The sequence below is a fragment of the Clostridium estertheticum genome, from assembly GCF_011065935.2.
Lineage (GTDB): Bacteria > Bacillota > Clostridia > Clostridiales > Clostridiaceae > Clostridium_AD > Clostridium_AD estertheticum_A.
The window spans coordinates 1,625,089-1,642,420 of record NZ_JAAMNH020000001.1 but is presented as its reverse complement, the minus strand read 5'-3'; the positions used below and the strand labels follow the sequence as shown (position 1 = coordinate 1,642,420).

General features: G+C 30.8%; 16 protein-coding genes. 1 reads left to right on the top strand and 15 read right to left on the bottom strand.

Annotation, left to right across the window (positions count from 1 at the left end):
- Positions 1–160 precede the first annotated feature (160 nt).
- From G9F72_RS27360 to G9F72_RS07555, 7 genes are all read right to left on the bottom strand, one after another.
- Positions 161–322 carry a histidine kinase dimerization/phospho-acceptor domain-containing protein gene (locus G9F72_RS27360; protein ID WP_164956709.1) on the bottom strand — a complete coding sequence of 54 codons (162 nt, stop codon included), beginning with the start codon at positions 320–322 and terminating at the stop codon, positions 161–163.
- A gap of 251 nt (positions 323–573) precedes the next feature.
- Positions 574–741: a zinc-ribbon domain-containing protein gene (locus G9F72_RS07580; RefSeq protein WP_164956708.1), complete on the bottom strand. Its 168-nt coding sequence runs from the start codon at positions 739–741 to the stop codon at positions 574–576.
- 473 nt (positions 742–1,214) lie between these two features.
- Complete coding sequence (locus G9F72_RS07575; RefSeq protein WP_164956707.1) at positions 1,215–2,456, bottom strand: hypothetical protein; 1,242 nt, start codon at positions 2,454–2,456, stop codon at positions 1,215–1,217.
- 138 nt (positions 2,457–2,594) lie between these two features.
- Entirely contained in the window at positions 2,595–3,824 is a 1,230-nt protein-coding gene (locus G9F72_RS07570; RefSeq protein WP_202054838.1) for an aminopeptidase, read from the bottom strand.
- A gap of 138 nt (positions 3,825–3,962) precedes the next feature.
- Positions 3,963–5,156 (bottom strand): MFS transporter, encoded by a 1,194-nt coding sequence (locus tag G9F72_RS07565; protein ID WP_224676023.1) that lies wholly within the window; start codon positions 5,154–5,156, stop codon positions 3,963–3,965.
- Positions 5,157–5,180: 24 nt separating this feature from the next.
- Positions 5,181–7,079: a ribosomal protection-like ABC-F family protein gene (gene abc-f / locus G9F72_RS07560; protein WP_164956706.1), complete on the bottom strand. Its 1,899-nt coding sequence runs from the start codon at positions 7,077–7,079 to the stop codon at positions 5,181–5,183.
- A 197-nt stretch (positions 7,080–7,276) separates the two neighbouring features.
- Complete coding sequence (locus G9F72_RS07555; protein WP_164956705.1) at positions 7,277–7,423, bottom strand: hypothetical protein; 147 nt, start codon at positions 7,421–7,423, stop codon at positions 7,277–7,279.
- 308 nt (positions 7,424–7,731) lie between these two features.
- Here G9F72_RS07555 and G9F72_RS07550 point away from each other — a divergent pair, with 308 nt between their 5' ends.
- Positions 7,732–8,286 carry a hypothetical protein gene (locus G9F72_RS07550; RefSeq protein ID WP_164956704.1) on the top strand — a complete coding sequence of 185 codons (555 nt, stop codon included), beginning with the start codon at positions 7,732–7,734 and terminating at the stop codon, positions 8,284–8,286.
- Positions 8,287–8,416: 130 nt separating this feature from the next.
- Here the strand turns inward: G9F72_RS07550 and G9F72_RS07545 are convergent, their stop codons facing one another.
- From G9F72_RS07545 to G9F72_RS07510, 8 genes are all read right to left on the bottom strand, one after another.
- Positions 8,417–9,292, bottom strand: a complete 876-nt coding sequence (locus tag G9F72_RS07545) for a uroporphyrinogen decarboxylase family protein (protein WP_202054837.1) — start codon at positions 9,290–9,292, stop codon at positions 8,417–8,419.
- A gap of 1 nt (position 9,293) precedes the next feature.
- The gene (locus G9F72_RS07540; protein WP_164956703.1) at positions 9,294–10,130 is read right to left on the bottom strand and encodes a putative manganese transporter; all 837 of its coding nucleotides are present in this window, start codon (positions 10,128–10,130) and stop codon (positions 9,294–9,296) included.
- Complete coding sequence (locus G9F72_RS07535; RefSeq protein WP_164956702.1) at positions 10,115–11,059, bottom strand: GTP-binding protein; 945 nt, start codon at positions 11,057–11,059, stop codon at positions 10,115–10,117. Before G9F72_RS07535 ends, G9F72_RS07540 begins: the two co-directional genes overlap by 16 nt.
- 13 nt (positions 11,060–11,072) lie before the next feature.
- Positions 11,073–12,800: an ASKHA domain-containing protein gene (locus G9F72_RS07530; RefSeq protein WP_164956701.1), complete on the bottom strand. Its 1,728-nt coding sequence runs from the start codon at positions 12,798–12,800 to the stop codon at positions 11,073–11,075.
- Between the two features lie 5 nt (positions 12,801–12,805).
- A complete protein-coding gene (locus G9F72_RS07525) occupies positions 12,806–13,804 on the bottom strand; it encodes a uroporphyrinogen decarboxylase family protein (protein ID WP_164956700.1) in 999 nt (332 codons plus the stop codon).
- Positions 13,805–13,806: 2 nt separating this feature from the next.
- Complete coding sequence (locus tag G9F72_RS07520; protein ID WP_164956699.1) at positions 13,807–14,862, bottom strand: uroporphyrinogen decarboxylase family protein; 1,056 nt, start codon at positions 14,860–14,862, stop codon at positions 13,807–13,809.
- Positions 14,862–15,512 carry a corrinoid protein gene (locus tag G9F72_RS07515; RefSeq protein ID WP_164956698.1) on the bottom strand — a complete coding sequence of 217 codons (651 nt, stop codon included), beginning with the start codon at positions 15,510–15,512 and terminating at the stop codon, positions 14,862–14,864. The genes G9F72_RS07520 and G9F72_RS07515 overlap by 1 nt, the downstream gene beginning before the upstream one ends.
- 234 nt (positions 15,513–15,746) lie before the next feature.
- Positions 15,747–17,147 carry an Ig domain-containing protein gene (locus G9F72_RS07510; RefSeq protein ID WP_164956697.1) on the bottom strand — a complete coding sequence of 467 codons (1,401 nt, stop codon included), beginning with the start codon at positions 17,145–17,147 and terminating at the stop codon, positions 15,747–15,749.
- Positions 17,148–17,332 lie beyond the last annotated feature (185 nt).

Here is a 17,332-nt window from a genome sequence, read left to right as displayed (position 1 = left end):
AATATCCACTTTTATTTCTTCTAGGTTAATTTTAACTTTATACTACCTCCAAAAATAGATTTTATATCTACACCATACTATTTAACATAATATAAGAGCACTAAATTTTACTGCGTAACAGTATTATATCTAGTGCTCTTATTTATGATGATTTTCAGTATTAAGCAGGTATCTTTATAACGCCACCATTTTCGTTTATTGCATAAATTTCTCCCTTGTGAAACTCAACTATATATTTTACTATAGCCATGCCAAGTCCTTCTGAATAGCTTCTAATTACCATGACAGGTGTTTTTAATTCGTGTGAAATGTTTTGAAGCATCCATTGTTCACTTTCGTCTCTCTTAATAAGTTCTTTCTCATGTATTCAATAGATTTAGCTAGACTTCCAATTTCATCCTCACGATCAGAAATAGTTATAACCATTAATTTTTGTAGTAGCTTTATTTTATTTATGCCTTAATTATAATAGATAAATTTCGAATAATTGCCTTAATATTATGTGAAATTATGTTAATATTAAAAAAACCCTATAAGATTATATTCTTATAGGGTACAGATTACTTAATTATACTATCTTTTAAAAGATGGTTTGTTATTTTGTTGTTTTCTTGCTTTTCTGCACTCGACACATCTTTGTGGTTCATTTTCGAATCCTTTTTCTTTGTAAAAAGCTTGTTCACCCTCTGTAAAAACGAATTCTTTTCCACAGTCCTTACAAATTAAGTTTTTGTCTGCCATTTTAAATATTCCTCCTTATACTTGAAAATTAAGATCTAAATTTGATTAACAATAATTTCCTAAACAAAAGAGGATATGTTGTTTATCAGATTAGATTCTTCTAAATAGTAATTTATAATTACTATAATATACTTATTTTAACATATGTAAAATGTGTTTACAATATATTTTTACATATATTTGTATATTATGTATAGTTATCCTAATTTTATTTCACCACTTCGAAACCCATGTTGCACTTTTTATTTTGAATTAAAAATGTTAGTATTCTCTTTTCTTTTACCGTCTCTTTTTTTACTCTTGTAAGCTTAAAAATATTTCTAAAAAGAAAAAAAATAATAATTGTTAGAGCAATAACTAGCAAAATAATATGAAAATGTAATAACCCCATATCAAATTTTATCCCCCTCTTAATACAATAATAACTCCACTATATAATTACACATAAATACATTTTTTCCCTCTATTTATAACTAAAATAAAACTAAATAATCGTCAAAAACTGCATGTTCCCTTTTATGTGTTTGTACTTTTTTTGTTTCCATATCAATAATAGACGTATTTGGCCCCTCTCTACTAGTAGAAGTAATTAAGTAACGACTGTTTATACATTCCTTTGGATATCCTAATTTTTTTTCATAAGTATAATCAATATTTCCATTTATAATTTCCTTCAATTTTAATTGTTTATTGGAAATAAGCTTTTTTTGAAAAATAACTTTATACTTCCCATCTAAGCTCCAAGAATAATCAGAAAAGCTGGAATTTGTATTCTCTTTAGATTCTGAAAGTAATGCAATAGTTCTTTTTTCAAGACTTTCCTTATTTAATATAATCATAGCATTGCTATCTTCTTTCCCAAATTTATTTACTTCATAATAAATATTATCTCCATCTACTCCAGAAAAAAACTCATAACCATCAAGCCCCTGAATTTCCATATCTACAAATGATAGCTTTTCACATCCGTCTTCAATTTCACTAATGAATTTTTTTATTGGTAAGTATTTAAGGGAATCCCAATAAAAAAATTGATTCTTTTTAGATTTTCTCCCCCTATGTACTTCATTATATATTTGTTCTTTATTATAAGGTTCTAAATAATTTTCTTCATACACTACGCATTCTTCATTTTTTAAAGCGGTCTTAAAAAATACCGACCGAATTCCCCTTAAGAATGCTTTATCCTCTACTTCAAAATTCACGCAACTATTTACATTATAAAGTACAGCCTTTTCATAGCCATAATTTTCAATTGGCGTTTCAAAACTTTCAAATTCTTCAAAGGTTAATTGGTGCTCCTCTTTGAAAAACACTAAAAATTTATCCGCATCTAATTTTTCTACTAATAAATTATTAAATTTCTTATCCATTTCAAATTTAAATACTAATGTAATCTCAGAAGTACTAATATTAACACTATTAAGTGTATATTCATTAATTAAAAGCTGTTTTTTTACAGTAACATAATAAAAGCCATCCGCCCCTTCTACCTCCTTCTGCTGAAAAAAATCCAGTAATATTTTTTCTTTTCCTATGTTAATAGAGGTCATTTCTTTATTTTCAATATCATAAATATAATAATTTATAATGTCTGAGTCCTTAAATAAGTCATCATAAATTTTTACCATCTCCCTTAAAAACAGTTTTCCTTCCAATTTACAAACAGGTTCTAGATTCTTATCTAATATTTTATTTAAATCAATTATTTCCATTGGTTTCTCCTTATTATCTGATTTATTATATTGTAATTATTTACAAGTATCTATGTTTTATTCAGATAAATAGATAATAAAAAAAATAACAAATCAGTATGAACTCATACTGACTTGTTATTTTTTTTAGTAATATAGTTAAAATGCAAAATTCCCATTTTTAAATACAGGTACTTCTTTTCCATCTGCAGTAATTCCTATTATTTGCAAATCTTCTGAGCCAACCATGAAATCTTCATGCACAGTGGAATCATTAACTCCTTCTTTTAAAAGTTCCTCGTCACTTAAATTTTCACCATTTTTTATACATACTGGATATGCTTTTCCAATAGCCAGATGACAAGAGGCATTTTCATCAAAAAGCGTATTGTAAAACAATATATTTGAATTTGATATTGGAGAATCATGTGGTACTAATGCTACTTCACCAAGATAATATGATCCTTCATCAGTCTCAATAATACTCTTTAAAATATCGTAACCCTTTTCAGCTTTGAAGTCTATAATTTTCCCATCTTTAAAAGTAAGTGAGAATTTTTCAATTAGATTTCCATTATAGTTTAGTGGTTTTGAACTTACCACTGTTCCATTAACTCCAGTTTTCTTAGGAAGTGTAAATACCTCTTCAGTAGGCATATTAGCTATAAACTCTATCCCCTCTGGTGTATACTCCGAACCTCCAAGCCATAAATGATTTTCTGGAAGTTCAATGACAAGATCAGTACCCAATGAATTTTTATATTGTAGATATTTAAAGTTATTGCCATTTAAAAAGTCCATGCTTTTCTTTAGGTTGCTTTTGTGTGTTTCCCAGGAAGCAACAGGGTCAATTGTATCTACTCTTACTGTTTTAAATATAGCGTCCCAAAGTTTTTCCACTGCCGCGTCCTCTGATAATTCAGGGAAAACTTTTTTTGCCCAAGATATAGTTGGAATTGATGCAACACACCAAACATTTCTATTGCTCATAAGTCTATCTCTATATTCCTTTATTGCATTACTAGCCGCTTTGTGTGATTTCGCCATTCTCTCAGGATTAACTTCCTTCATAAGCTCAGGGTCAGAGGCTGAAATATTTAAAAAAGCAGCACCCCTGCGTACATTTGATAAGTAAAAATCTCTCTGCCAGTCTGGGTATTCTTCAAAAACCTCCTCTGGAGCATGCATGAATTTAATTTTTGAAGACAATTCATCCCTCCAATTTATAACTACTTCCCTGGCACCTTCAGTATAAGCAATTTTAGACAGGATTCTAACAAAAGAAGCGCACTCTATTGGGGCATTGATTACAAGTGTTTGATCCTTTTGAATATTAATTCCTGTCTTCACTAATAAAAGAGCATATTTTTCTAATAATTCATTTTTCACAATAAAACTCCCCTTCTACAATTTATATATAACTTATTTATGATACCTTTTGTATCTTATAAGAAAATTATACCATAAAAAGTTATTGTAGAAAATTGTTTAATTATGATTTGAAGATTTATATAATATTTTTAAGAATTATTTCTTTTTTACTTTTTTATTTAACTCAAGAACAATAATATTTATCATAGCCATGATACTTGCTATGATAGCTAAAACTTGGAATGCAAACTGCAATGAATATTCATCTCCGAGTTTTCCTATAAGAGGGAATATTATTATCATGTATAAACTAAATATCATGCTACCCATGGAAAGTATTGTAGCTCTCTTATTGGATGGTATTAATTTATTTGTATAATCACTAACTGCAATAAAAATAATAGACTCAATACTGTTTATTAATATAAAAAAAACGTAATAAAATTTACTTAAAGCCACTCCCCATATACATATAGCAATTATTAGAGGAAGTAATAATATTATTACACGCTCTCCTACTTTTTTATCAATTTTATATGCTTGGGTTGCTGTTATAGCTGCCACCAATGATGCAATTGCGAGTATTATACCTATATTTCCTTTTGAAATCCCCTTAGAAAGTAAATAGTTCTGAAAATAAAAGAATATGCTTGTATTAAACATAAAGATCGCCTGTGAGAACACAATCAAAAATCCTAGTTTTTTATTTCCAGCTATAATCTTAAAACTTTCAGACACTTGATTTTTAAATGTTTCAAATCTTTTTTCATCAATTTCCATTTTAATATCCGGTTCCTTAAAAGAAAAGGCTTGAATTATAGAAAATAAGCTAACTAAAATCGTTACACCGTAGGCATAAGTATAACTAAACTTAGACAAGAATCCACCAAGCAAAAGTCCACAGAACTGAGTAGCTTGCATTATCACTTCATTTACACCAGATATTTTCATGTATTTTTTTTCTTCCCCTATTTCTTTTAGTGAATCGTATACTAATGCTTCTCCTGCGCCTGATTCTAAATTATAGGATAATGCTGTCACTATAAAGCCTATTGCAAACCACAAAAAACTGTTTGAATATATTAGTATAAAAGCAGATATTAACTTACCTATTCTTCCGCATATTCTGCTAGCTTTTCTTCCCCAAATATCCGCCACTGCTCCAGTAGGTATTTCCATTGTGAATGAAGTTATATGAAAGATAGCTTCTACGAGGCCAAGCTCTGTTAATGATAATCCTTTTGATGCTAAATAGATCATCCAGATTCCGTGCGTAAGATCAAACTCCTTTAAAAATGTAAATAGATAATTTTTAGATATATTTTTTTTCAATTCATTTTTATATTCCATTTCGATCCCCCGTATTAGATATTATTATGAGTTTTCGATGTCCATCCATTTTTCAATGATGAAATCTAATTCTTCCTGGATTTCTTCCTTTTCTTTGCCTAGCTCTAACAGTTTCTCATATTCTCGACCATTATTATTCATTGCAATATCTATATCTTTAAGTTTCACTTCAAGCTCTTGTATTCTATTCTCTAAGCTTTCTGCTTGCTTAAGTTTGTTATTACTTGTTTGTTTTTCTGTGTTTTCTTTGCTTTGTAGTTTCTTCTCTTTTTCAATTATAGGAATTTCAATTTTATTTTTCTTAAATTCATTTTTCTTTTCTTTGTAATATTCATAATTCCCCGGGTAATCTATTATCTTTTTATCTTCTATTTCGCATATTCTTGCGGCAAGCTTATTTATAAAAAATCTATCATGGGATATAAATAATATAGTTCCACTAAACTCTAGTAATGCTTCTTCAAGATTTTCTCTTGAATCTATGTCTAAATGATTTGTAGGTTCATCTAGTATCAATAGATTTATATCATTTTGAATTAATTTGCAGAGCTTAAGTCTACTTTTTTCTCCTCCAGAAAGGTTTTTAACCTTTTTGAAAACACTTTCTCCATAGAACAAAAACCTAGCCAGTATTCCTCTAGCAGGACCTTCTAAAATACTCATATCCTCCCTAAAAGCTTCAAGCACTGTTAGTTCTTCATTATTAAAGGTTATATTTTGAGGAAGATATCCTATTTGAGTGTTAGACCCTAACTTCACCTCACCATAATTTGCCTCAACTTCACCTAAAAGTGTTTTTATAATAGTTGATTTACCACTTCCATTATCGCCTATTAAAGCTGTCCGCTCCCCATATCTAATGTCTAAATATAAATCCACCAATATATCCTTATGGTCAAAGCTTTTACATAAGCCTTTAATACTTATTACATCCTTGCCAGATCTATCGGTGCCCGCAAAATCCAACTTAATTTTAGGTTGGTTTAATAAGGGCTTATCAACTCTTTCCACCTTGTCTAATCTCTTTTGCATACTTGCTGCTCTTTTAAAGAATTTTTCATTATCTGCTTGAATAGCCCATTCCCTTAATTGTTTTATTGCTTTTTCCATAGCTTTTATTTTTTTCTGTTGATCTTTAAATGCTTCAAATTGTTCACAAACTCTCTTTTGTTTTTCTTTAACGTAATAAGAATAATTACCTTCATAAAGTGATGTTTCTCCATCCTCAATTTCCACTATTTTTGTTACAACTCTATCTAAAAAATATCTATCATGTGAAATAACTATTACTGTACCTTTGTACCCTTTAAGATAAGCTTCAAGCCATTCTATTGATACTACATCTAAATGATTTGAAGGTTCATCAAGAAGAAGTATATCTGGATTCTGAAGTAGTATTTTACCTAATATTACAATGGTTTTTTCACCACCACTTAGACTTATAAATTCCCTATTTAAAAATTCTTCATTAAACTTGAGTCCAGTGCAAACCTTACTCATTTTTTCTTCTATTTCATAACCGCCTTTTGCTTCATAAAGATCATTAACTTCACCATATTTTCTTAATGTATATTCTAATTCACTCCCTTTTAAATTAGCCATCTGCTCTTCTATTATTTTAAGTTCTCTTTTTATTTCGTATTGAATTTGGAAAGCAGTATTCAAAACATCTACTACTTTAAACTGCTCAGGATAATCTGGTATTTGATGTAGGTATCCTACAGTTGCATTTTTTCTTATGGATATGCTACCTTTATCTTGGTTTTCTATACCAGCAATAATTTTGAAAACTGTAGTTTTACCACAACCATTTTTTCCTATTAAACCAACTCTTTCATTATTTTGAACTTCAAAAGTAATATCACTAAAAATCCTATTACCTCCAAAATATTTTTCTACTTCTTTTAACGCTAATTCTATCATTGTTAATTCCTCCTATATATTTGCAATATTGATTTTCCTCTGTAAAATAATAAAACCCCAGCATTAAACACTTGCCGGAGTTTTTGTATTTTGATTTTAAGCAAAACCAGTTAAACTGATCCATTATATAATCGCAGTAAAAAAAAACAGGCAAGAGAGTCCTCACCTGGGTTTAATATAACATAATTATAATGTATTTAAGGCAAAGATAACTCACTTCTTTTTAGTGATATATTCAATTTTGGACAGACTTCTCCCGTAAAATTGAAATCATTATGAGTAATTCCAGATAATGACATTGGCAATCTATCTAAAATTGTATTTTCTAAAAAGAACACAGTCATGGCTTTTCCCTCCTTATATTGAAATCTTATTATATTAACATTACCATAAATTTTATTAAATATCAATATTGGAATTTTTTATTTTACTAAAACATTACTTTCTTTTTTTATAGGTTTAATAACATAACTCTAGCCATTTTTCATATTCAGCTCAATTATTATGCATTTAAACATTTATTTCTTTTAGTTTTGATTCAAGCTGTAAAAAACTAATTATTTAATCTATTTATTTAAAAACATTAATTGTCATCCTTTTGGTTATACTAAATTGAAATTAAAAACTATATAACTAACAAGGAGGATTTGTAATGAAAATTAAAACCATATTATTAACTTCAGCTATATTAACATTAATGCTAGTAGGGTGTGGTAAGAAAGCTGTAACACCTCCACAAACAACGCCACCAGAAACAACGCCGAATGTAGTCACAACAGCTTCAGTAGTAAATACTGCAACTGCTTTTGAAAAGGCTATAAGCAGCAAGGGCACATGGATTATTGCAATAACAAAGGATTTAGCTATTGATAGTAATCTTGTAGTTGAGGGTGAGTATAAAAACGGTAAAAAAGATACAGCTGGCAAAGATATTATAAAACGTAAGATAGCTCTATACAGTCAAGACGAAAACCGTAAAGTAACTGCTAGATTCATTTTGACTGCTCCAAAGTTAACTTTTAGTAGCCCTATGGGCAGTATAGAACATGGGACTTTTAAAGGTGACCTTTATGTTTCAGCAAATAACTTTCAGTTAATAGATGCTACAGTTGACGGAAATGTTTATTTTACTACGGCTGAAGCAAAATCCACATTCAAAATGGATGCTACAAGTAAAGTCACAGGAAAACAGGAAATGAAAAAATAATATGGAATAAAAAATCAGTTAGCCAATGATTTTGGTTAACTGATTTTTTAATTTTAAATAATTGGATTTTGTATCTTCAAATCAAATTTTATGCTTTAAAACATGCCACTTGCCACGTGGGTGGCACTTCTTATAAAAGCTTTATCTCCCAAGCCACGGAGTTTTTCATTATAAATGGTGTTCTTTTAATGCAGGCATTTCCAATAAATTTTACATTCTTTCTATCTTGTAATATTTTATTTATGGCCTCACCATAAGTTAATTCACCCTCAAATTCAATGGCCTTTGATACACTAAGGCCATATTTTTCAAATGCAGTTGAAGTTTTTCCACAAAGATGTACTACTGCATTCTCCAAATAAGGTTCCACTCTTTTTAGTATATTGTGAGAAATCCTACCGCTATACTGCTCATATACCTTTGGCCCAACAATATCCAAAGAACCTACTGGGTCACCATAGGATATTATTTTTGCACCTCGTTTTATGCCTTCTATAATATAACTCACAATATTATCTTCAAGAACCATTAAAAATTCATCTATTTTCTCTTTATTTTTTCTTATTCCCTTATAAAAAATCATTGGATCAATAATGGAAGATAGAATAGTGAAGGGACCTTCCACAGTTAAGGCAACACACTCCCCTTCATTCGTAAGTTTTTCAACTGCTTCTAAAACCTCATTTATTCTACCCTTTTGAAAATTAATATTTTTTATATTTCCCAATTCTTCTATAGTCGTAAATGCATAGCTCTCAACTCTTGGCCCATTTTTCATGTCTCCTAGCTTTATGTTTCCGCCTAGCGCTTCTGCTTCAACTGTTACACAAAATGGAACTCTACATATGCTGTCCTTCTTATAATTTTTCAATTCCTTGGCCAAATAACACATTAATGAATTCTCTGTGTGGGCCTTTGGAAAGGTTATTCCCGTATTATTTACTATGTTATCTGGAATTACCTCTAGATTGTCGCCTTCACATTTAAATTTAATATTGTATTCCAATTTATTTACCTCCAAAAATGTAGATTAGTTCTCCAACGGTGATACTAATTCCTTGAATTAGTATCATAATTTTCATTGCTTTCTTAAGTGGTAGCTCCTTCATCACAATAAGAATACCATATCCGGTATTTGCACACAGCCCTGCCACTAATGGACCAACTCCGATGGCTCCTTTAATAAAAGCCTCAGCAAGCACTACAGAGGATATGCAACTTGGAATCATTCCAATTAATGATGCAATAATAGGCTGAAGATATGTATTCTTTCCAAGTATTGCATGAAGACTTTCCTCTCCAAGCACACTTACTCCATAATTTATGATGAATACAGTTATTATTAAAAAAGCAGTAACTCTAGCAGTGTAAATTAAATTATGAGTCAAAATGTTTTTATTTCGCCTACATTTGGGGCAGTCACAATTAATGGTGCACCCTTTGATTCTATTTCTTTTTTCTTTTATAAGTAAATTAATAATAAATCCTGCCGCCATACCTATTAATATCTTTACAAAAATCAACTTGAACATAAAACCAAGTTTTTCTGGATGGGCTCCAATTATTATCAATGCTTCATCTGAACTTGAAATAAAAACTGCAGCAAGCATGCCAAGAGATATATGTCCATTGCTATATAGTCTTGCCATTGCCACAGGTATTCCACACTGTGGTACTAATCCAAGTAGGCTTCCACCAATATAATCATATTTAGATAACCTTTCAATAAGTTTATTATCTTTATTTACTTTAAGCATTATATAGTCAACTGTGAAAAAAATAATAAATAATAATGGAACTACCTTTATTGTATCTTTAAAGCTATCTATTAGAATTTCAACCAATGAAATAGCCCCCCGACTTTAATCTTAAAAAGCTTATTTAACTCTTCCTCATTTAAGTTTTGTCCAATTAAACAGAGTCTACCACTACATCTTTCTTTATTTTCATCTATGATATATTCACCATTTGTATAGCTAAATTCAAGAAATGAATTTACACCCTTTAAAAACCCCTTACCTCTCAAAACCATACCATATATAGGATTTTTAAGTTCCATTAAAATCTCTTCTAGCTCGCGCTTTGTAAATTTTTTTGAAGTTTTTATGCCAACAGCTTTAAATTTATTTTCCTTGCAGGGTTTATATTCTGCGTAAAACAATTCTTTAAGATCTAACTTTATATTTCCCTCTAACAATTCCTTTACTTCACTCGAAGAAAGGTTACTCCAATTTGAAGTTATAATTTCTGATTCCTTATTTAATTTCCTTAAAGCTTCTGTAATTTCCTCGACCTTTTCCTGGTCTATAAATTGGCTTTTACTTAATATTAAAGTTTCAGCATTTATTATTTGATCTTCAAAAAATTCTCCAAAAACATCACACTGCTGTAGATAGTTTATGCTATCTATTACTGTAACTAATGAATTTATGCTACATTTTTCTGAAACTTCCTTGGTGCTGAGTATATCAATAATTTCACTTAATATACTTATTCCAGTAGGTTCCACTATGATTCTATCCGGATTAAATTCACTGATTATTCTAGACAGCACCATCAAAAAATCTTTTTTCATAATACAGCAAATACATCCACTTGAAATTTCAAAAACCTGGAAACCCTCTCTTTCAATTATGTCTCCATCTATACCAATGTCACCAAATTCATTTTCAATCAATACAACTTTTTCATTTTCATAGGCTTTTAATAAGCTTTTTATTAAAGTTGTTTTTCCTGATCCAAGAAATCCTGAAACTACATCTATTTTTATCATTTCTTCACCTCAATTAAAAGCTTAGTGCCTCTACGAAATAATCTTGAAACTCATCTTTTGTAGATAATTCAACTATTTCTATTTTGTTTTTAAAACCTATGATAGTCTCTAATATGTCTTTATTTATTAATGCAAGTCTTGCACCTTCAATAGAAGAGTTTCCTACAAAAGTAATTCTACCCTTAAATCCCTTAGGTATGAGTCCAATTGTTTTTATACTATCTTCATTTATATGATATCCAAAGGCTCCTGCAATCACAACCTCCTCCACCATTTCCAAGCTAATATTAACTTCCTTAAGTAACATTGATATTCCAGCTGAAATAGCTCCCTTTGCCAATTGTATTTGTCTGATATCCTTTTGGGAAATATATATATCATCCGTTATATAAAACTTTTTATCCCTAACTCTGCTTGATATTTTTTCATTTAAGTTTTTATTAAATCTTCCACTTTTGTGAACAATTTCTTTTACAACCATATTTGCTGCAATGTCTATAAGTGCACTGCCACAAATTCCTTTAGCCTCACCGCCATCTATTGTGGTAAATGAAATATTATAATCCTCATCTATATTAAAACTATCTATGGCACCAGTCACTGCTCGTAAGCCACAAGATATATTCATTCCCTCAAGGGCCGGACCTGCAGCTGTTGATGTGGCCGCCATTTTCCCCTGTGCTATAGCAACTATTTCTCCATTGGTACCAATGTCTATAAAAATACAGGAGTTTTTCTTTTTATGAAAATCTGTAGCTGCAATTCCAGCAAGAATATCAGCACCCACATATGCTGAGGCTGATGGAAGAAGTGTCACTATACCCTTCCTATTAATAGAAATACCAATTTCTCTGGCTCTTATATCCATCTTATTTAGGAAGATAGCTCTATAGGGTGCTTTAGCTATAGAATAGGGATTAACACCAGCAAAGAAATGAAGCATTGTGGTATTTGCAGCTATCATTATTCTGTATACATTATCTAGTTCATAATTCTTATTTATTAGTTCTTTAACCATTTCATTTATTTTATTTACTATGGAATCTCTTAATACCCTTGTTCCATCTTCATTATTAATTGCAAAAGAAATTCTTGAAAGAACGTCTCCGCCATACTCTGTTTGAGGGTTTAAATATGAGTTTTTATTTATTACTTCTCCTGTTTCTAAATTAACTAAATATGCAGAAATACCCGTAGTTCCTATATCAACTGCTACTCCAAGGATAATATCAGTTTTATTAACTATGTCAATGATATTATTTTCAAAACAAACTCCATAAATCTCACTATGATCTTCTCTTCTACCCGCAGCTATTTTTTCAAATACAGGTATTGAATTTACATTCATATCTATAGTTTCAATATAAGGAATAGGACTAGTGTTATCTACTTCAGGTAATTTGATCTTTTTTATTTGGTTATTAATAGTAACATCTATACTGTAGCCATTATTTATTGTTTTTAGCTTGTTATTAGTATTAATAAGCTGAACCTCTACGTCACCTAATACTTCTGCCATGCAAGCAAGTCTTATATTTTCTTCATTTAAGATAAAACCTTGTTCCAATAAGGAAGGCGGATACATTTCCCCTACAACCCTTACTTTACACTTGCCACAAAGCCCCATGCAGTTGCATGGGGTCTCAATGGAAAGGTTAGCAATTCTTATACACTCTGATAGTTTTGTACCTTGCTTCACTTCTATTGTTATATTTTCATTTTTAAATTTTACACTAACCATTGAACTTATATTCCTCTCTTTACGTAATCTGTCATAGTTTTTAGATTATCTATGGACGTTGCCATGCTAAGGCCACATGCTGGTGAAACTATGTCTACACCTGAATCAATGCAATTTTTAGTTATGGAAATTATCTTATCCTTTTCTCCAGTATGGAGAAGCTGCGTACTTACGTTTCCCATAAGTCTTCCTTTTATCAATGATTTTGCATGCCTCATATTTACTACAGAATCAAAACTATAACCATCCGTATTAATTGAATTAAGCCCCTCTATTATGGTATTTGCGTTTCCACAAATATGTACAATAACAGGTACATTCAAACTATGAATACTATCAATCATCTCTTTATAAAGAGGTACAGCAAACTTACTAAAATTCTTTCCACCTAAAATTTCGCCTGTGGCAGTGGGGTCTGAAATAACTATAACATCTGCTCCTGCATTAATGCTTTCCTTAGCATACTCCATAAGATAATTGTTAATAAATTTAAAGAAACTATAGACTCTTTCCGGGTCTTTTCTTAACATCTTTAAGATCACTAATGGATCCACGGCAGAGGTAGCAGTGCTAATATGACCCATTATATTTCCTATAACCGGAACACTACTATTTTTCAGTTCACCAATAGCATTTAGAACTACATTCATTCTATTTTCATTTTTAGGTATTACATTGTAATCTTTCATTATTTGTTCTAAAGAACTACTATTGTACTCTATTACTCTTTCTTCTACTAGTTTATTTCCTATTTGCACTTTAGCACCTATTGGCTCTGCTTCAGCTATCATTGCAAATGGAACTCCATAATTTTCAAAACCTGTACCAGTATAAATTTTTCTAGAAGCTCTTGCCATGGTCTTATAATCTAAATTATGGTTACCTTCTATGTCCTCTAATATTTCAGTGGTGCAAGCACTCATCATTCCACCAGGACAAATCACAGGTGTTCTATCAACGTCTTTTCCCTTGAGTATCCTTAATAATCTTTCTTTTTCATTCAAAATTATACACCTTCATTATATTCATATACACCATAGGTCCTTACTGCCTCCATCATATATTGTATATTTTCAAAAGGAACCTTATTTGATGTTTCACAGCCTGTTGCAAGAATAAAACCTGGAGTATACCCCTTCATTGTCTCGATTGATTGTCTACATATATCAAAAATACTTTCCTTAGGGCCAAATAATAATTCATCTGCTGGATCAATATTTCCAAGTATAACTGCTCTCCCAGCTACTTTTTCTCTTGCAATAGCTAAATCACATTTATCTATACTAATAATATCCGACCCAGTATCAGTCATTAAATCAACTATTTTATGAGTTTTTCCACATATATGAAGAGGCACCGCACTTCCTAGTTCATGAGCAAGGTCTATCAATTCTTTAATGTATGGAAATGCAAATTTTTTAAACATTTTTGCACTAAACAAGCTTCCTGATGCAATTGGTTCTAATATAATTGGAATGGCACCATGTGCAATAATTTCTCTCATAAGATTCTTACAACTATCCGTTGACATCCTTAGTAGCGAGTGACAAAGTTCAGGATTTGCATAAGTATCTCTTGCAAAGTCCTCTACTCCTCTTAATGTTGCCGCTGTGGAAACTGGACCGGAAAAACATACTGATAAAAACACTTGATCTCCAATTTCACTATTTAAAATATCAAGTGCTTCATAATAAACTGGAAATTTTCCATCATTCTTTTCTGCAACATGAATTTTCTCTAAATCTTCTATTGAATTAATAATTGGCACTTCACAATTTGCTGGTTCATCTTCTGAATATTGAAGTGGCGCTCCCATAGCTTCTGCCACATAGGAACAGTTTGTAAATAAATATACCAAATCGTACCTAAATCTATTAAAAGCCGCGATATGTGATCTTGCCATCACTTCTCCATCTTCTTGATGCTCCTTAACTGTTTTACCAATAAGATGCGCTGTATTTGCAGTCACTATGGGCATACATAACATTCTATCTAATGGTTTTCCAGTAAGAAATGCTCCTAGTCTTTCCTTTGGAGTTAATATATCTTCTCTAAACTTCATTATGCTCCCACCCCTACTAATTCTTTTGCTTTTCTAACTGCTTCGTTTGCATCATTTGTATATAAATCTGCACCTATCATTTCTGCATAACGCGAGGAGATCGGTCCTCCACCTATCATTATTTTATATTTATCCCTAATATTTCTTTCTTTTAATCTATCTATAACTGTTTTCATTCCATCCATAGTAGTGGTCATTAAAGTTGACATACAGATTATATCGCTATTTACCTCTTCTGCCTTTTCAATAAAGCTCTCCAGTTTGACATCTCTTCCTAGATCATAAACCTCAAATCCTGATGCTTCCATCATAATTTTTACGAGGTTTTTACCAATATCATGAGTATCTCCCTCTATTACACCGATAACTACCTTAATCGCTTTTCCCATTGAACTTTTATCAATGAAAGGTTTTACAAGCTCAAGTCCAGAGTTAAATGCATCAGAGCACATTAAAACCTCAGGTAAAAAATATTCTTCCTCTTCATAAAGCCTTCCTACCTCATTCATACCAGGTATAAGTGCAGATATTACAGTTTCATAAGCAGGTATGTTCAGTTCTAAAGACTTTTTACATAACTCTACTACCTTTGCTTCCTCCATTTCGACTAATTGAGTAATAATTTCTTTAAATAAAAGTTCTTTGTTCATCAAAACTCCTCCGATCATATAATTATTCACTATAATTATATTTGATAAAAAAATCAAATCAACAACTATAGGTAATTACAATGAGTACCCTTTTAACTATTTGTTTTTATAATAAGAACAAGCTTTTTTATACTTGCTATTTAAAAAGCCCCTATGATTTTAATAAAATCATAGGGGCTAACATAGAAGGCCACTTGCTATGTGGGTGATAACTTATTTCTAGGATTAATCATTCTATTTGGAATGTCCTTTACCTTTTCCCTTTTCCTTACCACTAATTATTTGTACATTACAGGTAGCCTTTACTCCATCCTTTGTAACTGTTATTACCGCATAGCCTGCTTTTTTGCCGAAAACCCTTCCATCTTGTGTTACATAAGCAACCTTATCATTACTTGATTTCCAAATTAAACCTGTCTTTTTTAGGTTTCCTGGAGTAATTATAGGTGTAAGTTGCTCAAACTTGCCTTCCTTAATCTGTATGGATGTTTTATTTAATCTTATACTAAAAGTTTCGTTGTTTGTATTTTTATTATCTTTTACAGTTATAACACATATCCCCTTAAAATTGCCATCCACTGTTGTAACAGTTATCATTGCTGTCCCTGCAGCTTTACCAACGACTTTTCCAGTTGAATCTACTGATGCAATATTACTATTATTTGATTCCCAATTCACTGATTTATTAGTTGCATTTGCGGGAGATAGTGATGCCTTTAAAATTATCGACTTACCTATCTCTATTGTTGAACTAGTTTTATCCAAGGTTATTCCAGTAACAAGTATTTTTCTTACAACAACTGTGCAAAATGCAACTAGTCCCCCATCAACTGTTGTAGCAGATACGTAAGCTACTCCCTCAGCCTTAGAAGTCAATATTCCCTTTTGGCTAACCTCTACAATACTTGGATTGCTTGATGTCCAAACTATAGCCTTATTGGTAGCTGTATCAGGAGATATAGTAGCATGTATAACTGCAGTTTGATTAACATCCATTGTAATTGATGTTTTATCAAGCGTTATTGACGTTACTTTTATCCCACTTTGTGGAACTTGCTGTGCACTTACACTTCCTGGAGTTGGACTTTGACTTTGACCTAATTTCAACATATCAAAACCAGTTTCAGTATACTTATAAGTTACACCTTTCTTTGCCTCAAAATCTGTAGCGTTATACTGTGCTCTTACAACTACAGTAGCATCATCCTTAGCTAGCAGTATACTTGTGGTTAAGTTATTGCTTAATACTTCATCAACAAAGGGAAGTGTCATATATTTATCAAGAGCAAGGGTTGTGCCGTAGAAAGTGTTAAACTCACCAAGAGTAGTACTACCTTTTGTGCAAACTACTAATATGCCTTTTGGTGATATAACCTTTGAAGTGGTAATATCAATGTTCTGTAATGGCAGTTTATAATCCTTTAAGTCTATATTTCTATCACTGTTATTGTATAATTCGATGTACTCGTATGCATCATTACTACTTTGAGACATAGGCACTACTTCAGTAATTAATATTTCTTGAACATTAGTATTTGCGTATACATTCCCGGTCAATACTTGAGTTAAACAGGCAATTGTAAAAAATACTGTTGTACTAAAAATTAGTATTCTCCACTTTAAGTTTGTAATCATTATAAATCCCTCCAACTTTATTGATATAAATACCATATATATAATTATTTAGTATTTACTCTATATTATATACGTTTGAACTTTAACTTTGGGAGGGTAATAATGAATTTTTTTATTAATTATTTTTTGCATTATAACCCTTAATGTAAAAATGTGATATTTTCGCCTAAAAGGTAGCTTGCAAA